8 protein-coding genes are annotated in these 9,292 nt (G+C 66.4%); 4 read left to right on the top strand and 4 right to left on the bottom strand.

All coding sequences use genetic code 11. The features are described from left to right. Positions 1-130 precede the first annotated feature (130 nt). Complete coding sequence (locus tag ACE37B_RS19350; protein WP_409924971.1) at positions 131-895, top strand: SDR family NAD(P)-dependent oxidoreductase; 765 nt, start codon at positions 131-133, stop codon at positions 893-895. 73 nt (positions 896-968) lie between these two features. Here ACE37B_RS19350 and ACE37B_RS19345 read toward each other — a convergent pair whose 3' ends face one another. Beyond that, positions 969-2,606: a methylmalonyl-CoA mutase gene (locus ACE37B_RS19345; RefSeq protein ID WP_409924970.1), complete on the bottom strand. Its 1,638-nt coding sequence runs from the start codon at positions 2,604-2,606 to the stop codon at positions 969-971. A gap of 70 nt (positions 2,607-2,676) precedes the next feature. On the opposite strand from ACE37B_RS19345, the gene ACE37B_RS19340 reads away from it, so the two are divergent. After that, positions 2,677-4,260 carry an AMP-binding protein gene (locus ACE37B_RS19340; protein ID WP_409924969.1) on the top strand — a complete coding sequence of 528 codons (1,584 nt, stop codon included), beginning with the start codon at positions 2,677-2,679 and terminating at the stop codon, positions 4,258-4,260. Continuing rightward, complete coding sequence (locus ACE37B_RS19335; protein WP_409924968.1) at positions 4,257-5,537, top strand: acyl-CoA dehydrogenase family protein; 1,281 nt, start codon at positions 4,257-4,259, stop codon at positions 5,535-5,537. Before ACE37B_RS19340 ends, ACE37B_RS19335 begins: the two co-directional genes overlap by 4 nt. Positions 5,538-5,720: 183 nt before the next feature. Here the strand turns inward: ACE37B_RS19335 and ACE37B_RS19330 are convergent, their stop codons facing one another. The 3 genes from ACE37B_RS19330 to ACE37B_RS19320 are packed head-to-tail and all read right to left on the bottom strand — an operon-like array spanning position 5,721 to position 8,705. Further along, complete coding sequence (locus ACE37B_RS19330) at positions 5,721-6,188, bottom strand: nuclear transport factor 2 family protein (protein WP_409924967.1); 468 nt, start codon at positions 6,186-6,188, stop codon at positions 5,721-5,723. Positions 6,189-6,193: 5 nt separating this feature from the next. After that, positions 6,194-7,087: an LLM class flavin-dependent oxidoreductase gene (locus ACE37B_RS19325; RefSeq protein WP_409924966.1), complete on the bottom strand. Its 894-nt coding sequence runs from the start codon at positions 7,085-7,087 to the stop codon at positions 6,194-6,196. Positions 7,088-7,103: 16 nt separating this feature from the next. Then, positions 7,104-8,705 carry an aromatic ring-hydroxylating oxygenase subunit alpha gene (locus tag ACE37B_RS19320; protein WP_409924965.1) on the bottom strand — a complete coding sequence of 534 codons (1,602 nt, stop codon included), beginning with the start codon at positions 8,703-8,705 and terminating at the stop codon, positions 7,104-7,106. Between the two features lie 92 nt (positions 8,706-8,797). Here ACE37B_RS19320 and ACE37B_RS19315 point away from each other — a divergent pair, with 92 nt between their 5' ends. Continuing rightward, a complete protein-coding gene (locus ACE37B_RS19315) occupies positions 8,798-9,217 on the top strand; it encodes a cyclic nucleotide-binding domain-containing protein (protein WP_409924964.1) in 420 nt (139 codons plus the stop codon). Positions 9,218-9,292: the final 75 nt, after the last annotated feature.

The raw sequence follows: 9,292 nt of genomic DNA, 5'->3' as shown, positions 1-9,292 counted from the left end.
ACGACCTGCACGACGACCTGCACGACGACCTGCACGACGACCTGCACGACGACCTGCACGACGACCTGCACCACGACCGGCACGACGTCGATCTCGTCGGTGCTCCGGGAGCGTCACTAACGTCGCCGACATGACCGACGCCGCTGCGCTGCACGATCTCATCGACCTGTCGGGGCGCCGGGCGTTCGTCACCGGCGGCGGCAAGGGAATCGGTCGGGCGATCGCGACCCGGCTCGTCGAGGCAGGTGCCACGGTCACCGTGGGCGACCTGGACGAGGCTGCGGAACGGGCCGCGGAGGAGATCGGCGCGACGTTTGCCCGCTGCGACATCACCGACGCCGCCGCATTGTCGTCGGCGATCGAGGCGGCTGCCGGCGACGACGGGCTCGACATCATGGTCAACAACGCCGGCATCTTCCCGACCACCGGGCCGATGACGGCGGCGTCCGACGATTTCGTGTCCCGGATGCTCGAGGTCAACGTGCGTGCCCAGTTCAGCGCGTGCCGTGACGCCGCGAATCGAATGCCACACGGCGGTGTGATCGTCAACCTGGCGTCGATCGCCGGGCTGCGCGGTGGTGCGAACATCTCGGCGTACAGCGCGTCGAAAGCGGCGATGATCGCGCTGACCAGGGCGTTCGCGATCGAACTCGGTCCACGGGGCATCCGAGTGAACGCGATCGCCCCCGGCGTGATCGACACGCCAGGGGTGCAGGATCAGATGGGCCCGCTGAAGGCGAGCGGTGTCGACATCGCCAAGATCATCTCCGGTAACCCGCTCGGGCTCACCGGCCAGCCCGACCACATCGCTCGCGTCGCGCTGTTCCTCGCGAGCGACCTCGCCGCGTTCGTGAGTGGCCACACGCTCGTCGTCGACGGCGCCAGCACTGCCTGATGTCGCCGCAGCTCAGCCGTGCAGCACCCCGAGCGGGGCGGCGCGCCAGCCGAGCGCGTCGGATCGACGTGGGTCAGATCGTCGGCACTTCGACGTGGCGACCGAACACGTCGGCCATCGTCGACATGATCTCGCCGAGCGTGGCGTAGACGTGTGACGCTTCGATGAGCGTCGGCATGAGGTTGACCTCGGGGTCGGCGGCTTCCTGAGCGAGCTTCACCAGCACCTTGTCGACCGCTTCCTGATCGCGATCCTGCTTCACCGTGTCGAGGCGCTTGCGCTGGCGCTGCTCGTCTTCGTTGGTGATCTGCAAGATGTCGAGCTTGTCGTCGTTGCCCTCGGTGAAGCCGCTGACGCCCACGATGACGCGTTCTCCGGCGTTGAACTTGCGCTCCAACTCGTAGGCCGAGTCGGCGATGCGACCCTGGAACCAGTTCTCGTCGATGCCCGTGATGACCCCTTCGAGGATCGATCCGTTTCCGAACTCGTCGAGCTTGGCGAAGATCTCCTCGGCCTGACGCTCCATCTCGTCGGTGAGTTCCTCGACGAAGTACGAGCCGCCCAGCGGATCGGCGACGTGGGTCACGTTGGTCTCGTGGGCGATGATCTGCTGGGTGCGCAGCGCGATGCGTGCGGCCTTCTCGGTCGGCAGGGCGAGCGCTTCGTCCATCGAGTTGGTGTGCAGCGACTGCGTGCCTCCGAGGACGCCGGCGAGCGCTTCGATCGCCGTCCGCACGATGTTGATCTCGGGCTGCTGGGCCGTCAGCGAGACGCCGGCGGTCTGGGTGTGGAAGCGGAGCTGCATCGACTTGGCGAGTTGGGCGCCGTAGCGGTCCTTCATCCAGCGGGCCCAGATCCGACGAGCGGCGCGCAGCTTGGCGATCTCTTCGAAGAAATCGATGTGCGCGTTGAAGAAGAAGCTCAACCGCGGTGCGAACGCGTCGATCGGCAGGCCGGCCTGCAACGCGAGTTCGACGTAGGCGAACCCGTTGGCGATCGTGAACGCGAGCTCTTCGGCGGCGGTGGAGCCGGCCTCGCGGATGTGGTAGCCCGAGATCGAGATCGAGTTCCAACGCGGCATCTCGGCGGCGGTGAACTGGATCGTGTCACGCACGAGGCGCATCGACTGGCGCGGCGGGAAGACGAATTCCTTCTGCGCCTGGTACTCCTTCAAGATGTCGTTCTGCAGGGTGCCGCCGAGGCGGGCGCGGTTCACGCTCGCCTTCTCGGCCTGCGCGACGTACATGGCGAAGATCGGCGCGGCGGGGGAGTTGATCGTCATCGACGTGGTGATCTCACCGAGGTCGATGCCCGAGTAGAGGTCTTCCATGTCGGCGAGCGAGTCGACGGCGACGCCGCAGCGTCCGACTTCGCCGAGCGACATCGGGTCGTCGGAGTCGAGTCCGAGCAGCGTCGGCATGTCGAACGCGGTCGACAAACCGTTTCCGCCGGCCTTCAGGATCTCCTTGAAGCGCCAGTTGGTGTCTTCGGCGGTGCCGAAGCCGGCGAACATGCGCATCGTCCAGAGCTTGGAGCGATACATCGACGCGTGAGGGCCGCGGGTGTAGGGGTACACGCCGGGGAACTCGCCGTCGTCGGGTCCGTAGACGGGCTCGAGCGGGATGCCGGACATGGTCGAGTAGTCGGCTTCACGCAGGCGCGACGCCCCGAACGCCTCTTCCCAGATTTCACGATTGGTCGGCTCGGTCATGGCACCCAAACTAGACCGTGACGTCGCCCGGCTCTGGCTCGGAGAGCAGGTCCGATTAGAAACAGAGCCGATGCCCCGCTTCGCCAAAGAACAAGCTGCCAAGGATCCGACCGGCTTTGCGCTCGTCGACTCCGATCGGATCTTCACCTGGTCGGAAGTGGATGAAGCGTTGAACTGCTGCGCCAACCTGCTGCTCGACCTGGATCGACGCGGTGAACTCGGCCCCGACCATCGGATCGCCGTGTTCGCCGAGAACTCCGCCGAGACCGCACTCGCCCACCTCGGTGGTCTGCTCGCCGGAGCGTCGTCGGTGCCGGTCAACTTCCACCTCACCGCCGAGGAGGCCGCCTACATCCTCGACGACTCCGACAGCCGGGTGCTGTTCGTCGGGCCCGACACCGCGGAGCGCGGCCTCGCGGCGGCTCGCGAGGCAGGCGTCGACACCGTGATCGGTTGGGGCTGCGACGACGTCGACGGGGTGCAGTCGTGGGACGAGTGGCTGGCCGGCGGCGACGACGCCGACCCGCCCGACGACGTCGTCCCGCACCCCAACCTGCTCTACACCTCCGGCACGACGGGACGCCCGAAGGGCACCGAGCTGCCGCCGACGATGTTCGCCGGCGGCACCAACATGGTCGAACACCTCGCGGCGCTCGCACAGGGCGGGTTCTCCGGATTCGGTACCCACCTCGTCGTCGGCCCGATGTACCACACCGGCCCGTTGTCGGGAATGCGCCTGCTGTGCGCCGGGGTGCCTTCGGTGATCCTGTCGAAGTTCGACGCCGAGGCGACACTGGCGGCGATCGACCGGTACCGGACCGAGACCACGGTGATGGTGCCGACGCACTTCGTGCGGATGCTCGCGCTCCCCGACGAGGTGAAGGCCAAGTACGACGTGTCGTCGATGCAGCTCATCGCGCACACGGGCGCCAAGTGTCCGGTCGACGTGAAGGCCGCGATGATCGAATGGTTCGGTCCGGTGTTCCGTGACGCGTACGGGGCCAGTGAAGTGGGAACGGTGTGCGGCATCTCGAGTGAGGAGTGGATGGAGCACAAGGGGTCGGTCGGACGCTCGATCCCGCCGTTCCACGCGCTCGTGCTCGACGAGCAGCTCAACGAGTTGCCGCCGAACACCGAAGGTGCGCTGTACTTCCGAGACGACACCGGCCGGGGCATCATCTATCCCAACGATCCGGAGAAGACGGCAGCGTCGAACCCCGAGCCCGGGCTGTTCACGCTCGGCGAGATCGGCTACATCGACGACGACGGCTACGTGTACATCACCGACCGCTTCAGCGACATGATCGTGTCGGGTGGGGTCAACATCTATCCGGCCGAAGCCGAGCAGTTGCTCATCGACCACCCGGCGATCGCCGACGTCGCGTGTATCGGGGTGCCGCATCCCGAGATGGGCGAGTCGATGATCTGCCTGGTGATGCCGACCGACACGTCCGGTGTGACCGATGCGCCGGACGCCGGAGAGCTCTCCGAGTGGCTCCGAGCGCGGCTCAGCCACTACAAGTGTCCTCGCGAGTACTACGTCGTGACCGATCTCAAACGGAACACGATGGGCAAGATCAACAAGCGGGCCCTGCGAGACGCATGGCTCGCTGGCGACATCGAACAGATCGTGAACTCAGGAGCTTCATCGTGACCGACATCCAAGACCGTCCTCTGGTCGACCCCGACATCAGCGTCGACGACTTCGCGGCACAGGCCGAAGCGTGGCTCGAGAGCAAGCTCGAGCGTCGGCCGACCAAGACCGAGACCGGCATCGTGTGGGGCGAGGGCGAGTTCGACGTCTCGGTCTTCCATGCGATGACCTACGACGTCGAGCGTGCGCACCTCGACCGTCTGATGGAGTGGGTGCAGGCCAAGGCCGAGCGCGGGTACCACGCGATCACCTGGCCGACCGAGCTCGGTGGCCTCGGCCTGAGCCGTGCACATTCGCGTGCGTTCGGGCGTCTCGAGCGTCAGTTCCTCACCCCCGGCGTCCACGAGACGCTGGCGGTCACGCGCGGCCTGATCGCCCCGACGATCAACGTCTTCGGTACCGACGAGCAGAAGCAACGATGGATCCCGTCGTTCGTCGCTGGCGAGGTGCTGTGCTGTCAGCTGTTCAGCGAGCCGGGTGCTGGCTCCGACCTCGCGGGGCTCGCCTGCAAGGCGGTCCGCGATGGCGACGAGTGGGTCGTCAACGGCCAGAAGGTCTGGTCGTCGGGTGCCCAGTTCAGCCAGTGGGGCGAGTTGATCGCACGAACCGACCCCGATGTCGTGAAGCACCAGGGCATGACGGCGTTCGTCATCCCGATGGATCTGCCGGGCATCGAGATCCGTCCGATCGCGCAGATGAGCGGCGGCTCGTCGTTCTGCGAGGTCTTCTTCAACGACGTGCGCGTCCCCGATGATCTGCGCCTCGGCGAGGAAGGCGATGGGTGGAAGGTCGCCCTCACCACGCTCGGCTTCGAGCGGGATCACTCCGAGGGCGAAGGCGGTGGCGCGTCGGGCGGTTCGTGGAGCAAGGTGCTCGCCACGGCGAACGCGCTGGGTGTCGCCGACGACCCGATCATCCGCGACGGGCTCGTCAAGACCTACATCCACAGCCGCATCGAGTCGATGGTGAACCGTCGCGCTGCCGACTTGGCGAAGTCGGGAACGCCCGGCCCCGAAGGCTCGCTCGGCAAGCTGATCTGGACCGAGGGGATGTACCAGATGACCGAGATGGTCAGCGCGATCCTCGGAGCCAAGCTCACCGCCGACACGGGGGAGTGGGGCACCTATGAGTGGACCGCCCACGTGCTCGGTGCGCCCGGGTATCGCATCGCCGGCGGCTCCGACGAGGTGCAGCGCAACATCATCGGCGAACGCGTCCTCGGCCTTCCCCGAGAACCCAAGACCGACACCGGCCCCTGGAAAGACGTCCCCCGCTAAACCTCACCCCACATGGCGATGAGAACCGGCGTGAACAGGTCGCGCGAGTTCTCATCGCTTGGGGTGAGGTTGGCGCGGCGATGAGAATCGGCGTGAACAGGTCGCGCGAGTTCTCATCGCTTGGGGTGAGGTTGGCGCCGCGATGAGAATCGGCGTGAACAGGTCGCGTGGGTTCTCATCGCTTTAGCGGGTGGCGAGTGACATGATGGCCGCGTTGCCGCGACGCCAGAAGACGGTGAGGGTGACGGCCGTCAGCTTCCAGCCCGATGCGGTGCGAACGAGCCGGTCGTCGTAGTAGCCGCCGATCGTGAACTCAGATTCGGCACTGCCGGTCTCGGCCAGGAGATCGTCTCGCCACAGGAAGTGGGCCGCTTGCATGTACATGCGGCATCGAGCGGTGTCGCCGTCGACGTCGACGAGCGGGTTCGACATCGAGTGCTGCGTCGCATCGAGCCCGTCGAACAGCGGCCGGACGTTGGCGACCCAGGCGTCGGCGTCCATCGACGAACCGGGTCGTCCGTGGTACGACGAGTAGTCGAAGTCGATCGGCCCGTCCGCGAAGATGCTGCGGTAGAGCGCCCAGTCGCGGGTGTCGATGCCGTACGCGAACTCGTGAACCGCGCGGGTGATGGAGATCCAGTCGTCGGTCATCTCGATCACGTTCCGACCACGTGCGGGGCGAGGGCTTCGATCGACGCCGGCGTCATCGGACTCAGCGAGGCGTGAGTGATGCCGATCGACTCGAGCCACGCCATCCCCTCGGCGACGTGGCCCGGCTCGCCGAAGAAGCGACGGAACAACCCGCCGCCGGAGCGCATCGCGTCACCGACGCTCGTCGTGACCGGGTCGTCTCCGACGCTGAACAGGGTGAACATCGAGATCTCGATGTCGGGTCGCACGTCGCGCACCCGGTCGATCATCTCCAGCAGATGATCGTCGCCGATGCCGGCCATCACGCCGATGTCGAGTGAGCCACCTCTCGTCGCAGCGCTCTGTGCCTTGATCTCGACGCGATCGAGCCACGGCGTGACGTGACGCGTGGTCCGCGTGCCTCCGACCGATCCGATGAGCGGTGGCGGTGCATCGCTCATCGGGCCGATCATCGGCACGTCGATGTCGTAGTAGTCGCCGTCGAACGTGCAGGCACCTTCGTGCAGGAGTGTGCGAACGATCTCGACCGCCTCGATGTAGCGCCCTGCGCGGTCGCGCGGTTCGGGGTACTCGAGCCCCGCGCCGAGCACCTCGCGGTCGGCCCACCCGGCCCCGAGACCGAGTTCGAAGCGCCCGCCGCTGATCTGGTGCAACTGCAACGCGGCCTGAGCGACCTCGACCGGGCTGCGGAACAGGTTGTTGACGAACGCGGTCGAGATGGTCGGCCGAGTCGTGGCCATCGCCATCGCCGTCGCACTGACCCAGACGTGCGGGTAGGCGTTGGAGCCGGTGTACAGGTGGTCGGCGACCGAGAGCGCGTCCCAGCCTTCGGCTTCACGGCGTCGCGCCCAGTCGACGCAGTCGTCGGACGCTCGCAGCAGGTTGACGGTGTAGCGCACGAGACGTCGCCGCGCGTCAACGCGGCGTGATGCTCACGTTGGTCTGGCCGATCTCGAGCCAGTGGTGCAGGTGCTCCCAGAAGTGGCGGATCTTCGTCTCGTTGTAGTTGGCGAAGATCACTTCCTGCTGCTCTTGTGCCTTGAGGCCGCGCTGAACGTGAGGGAGGTTGACCGAGTCCTGTTGGAAGATCTTGGCGGTCGCGCCGAGTTCGGTCGCCAGCGTCCAGTCGTCGTCCGGGCCGAGTTTGGTGACCTTCGCCGGCGCGGGGCGGTTGGCCTGGTCGCCCCACGGCACGAACATCATGACCTCGAAGATGCAGGTGTCGGGGTCGTTTCCGTTGGGCCGGAATCGGTAGTGCAGCGCGTTGAAGACGCCCCACGGCGACCAGTTGGGGAACACCGAGTACCAGATCGCGTCGACGAACTCGGCGTCGGCGAACGCGTCGGGGTCGAGGTCGCCACCGGCCTTCTGACGCCACTCGTCGCGGCGGGCGCTCGCCGTGATCGAGCGGGCCTCGACCATCGAGTCGGTGTCGGGTTTGCCCATGATCGGCACGTCGAACACCCCGGCGGGAGACGGTCCGCCGACCCAGATCAGCAGATGCGGGTCGGCCTGCGTGATCGGCCCCGACACGTAGGTGCCGTCGCTCTCGAAGTAGCTCTCGTGCCCGTCGAGATCGATCACTCGCACCTGGCTGTGCGCGGCCGGCTCGCTGACATCGGTGCGCTCGTAGATGTGTCCGTTCATCGGGTGGCGGTACCGAACGAACTGTTTGCCGTCGGGATCGACCTCCCACTTGGGCATGTTCGCGAGATGCGGAGAGTCGATCTGCTGGGGCGAGATCGCCCGGCTGTAGTTGCCCCAGGTGTCGTAGCGGGTGTTCGCATCGCCGAGCGTCTGCATCAGCGTCGGATGCGTGGCGACCACGTGGTACGCCTCCATGAACGCTTCCTGGCACGCCTTCCAGTTGCAGCGCATGATCTTTTCGACGTGGGCGGTCTTCACCTTGCGGGCGAACGGGTACTTGGCGAAGTGCTCGTCGAACCCGGCGAGATACTCGGCCAAGGGCTCGGCGTCGCGGTCGGGGTTGATGAACACGAAGCCGTCCCACGTGCCGACCGATGCCTGCGGGAGTGAGTAGTCCTCTTTGCGGATCGACGGGAAGTCCCATTCGCAAGGGATCTCCTTGAGTGCTCCGTCGAGTTCCCAATTCCAGCCGTGAAAGGCGCAGCGCAGACTCTTCGCGCCCTTGCCGTCGCTCTCCCGCAGCAGCCGGCCGCGGTGCAGACACGCGTTGCGGAACGCCTTGATCCCCTCCTCGGTGCGAACGATGAGGAACGACATGTCGGCGATCTCGTACACGTGGTAGTCGCCGACATCGGGGATTTCCTCCTCGAGGCAGGCCATCTGCCAGACCCGGCTCCACAGCTTCTCGACCTCGAGCGCGTGGAACTCCGGGGACGTGTAGTACCACGCCGGACTTCTGGTGTTGCCGTCGCGCAGGCCCTCGCGGGATTCGGCGCGCAGCACGTCGGAGACGGGACCGGTGTCGCCGCCGAGGAGTTCGGTGAGGCTGACTCCTGCCGACCGGTCGGTGCCGGTGATCGTTTCGGTCATGGGCAGATGTTGACAGGCGCCCGGCGAGTCGGTCGAGGCGGGGCGCGCTCCGAGGGCACGTCGGTGACCTGGGGTTCTGTAGGGTGTGTTCCATGTCACGGAACACGTATCACGATTACCTGCGAGCCGTTCCGCTGTTCGCGGATCTCGACGATCACGACCTCGACGTCGTGGGTGCAGCAGTCACCGAGCTGTCGTTCAAGGCCGGCGACAAGCTGATGCGCGCCGGCAGTTCGGCGCGCGAGATGGTGATCGTGCTCGATGGGACCTTGTCGGTGCAGCTCGGCGACACCGAGATCGCGACCATCGGTGCCGGTGGGTTCGCCGGTGAGATGGGCCTGCTGGCCGATCGTCCGCGTAACGCGACCGTCGCAGCCAAGGATGCGGTGCGGGTGCTCCACATCGACAGCCGCTCGTTCGACAACGTGCTCGAGGAAGCACCGCAGATCGCGGTGAAGATGCTCCCGGTCGTTGCTCGTCGGGTGCTCGACAACAACGCGATGCATCACTGAGACGCAGCACCACGGCGCCTGCCTCGGTCGTTCGAGACGTGCGCAGTGCGAGATCGAGACGCGCTCTGCGAGCGT

This window comes from Ilumatobacter sp., from assembly GCF_046290335.1.
In the GTDB taxonomy this organism is placed as follows: domain Bacteria; phylum Actinomycetota; class Acidimicrobiia; order Acidimicrobiales; family Ilumatobacteraceae; genus Ilumatobacter_A.
This window is presented reverse-complemented; position numbering and strand designations above follow the sequence as displayed.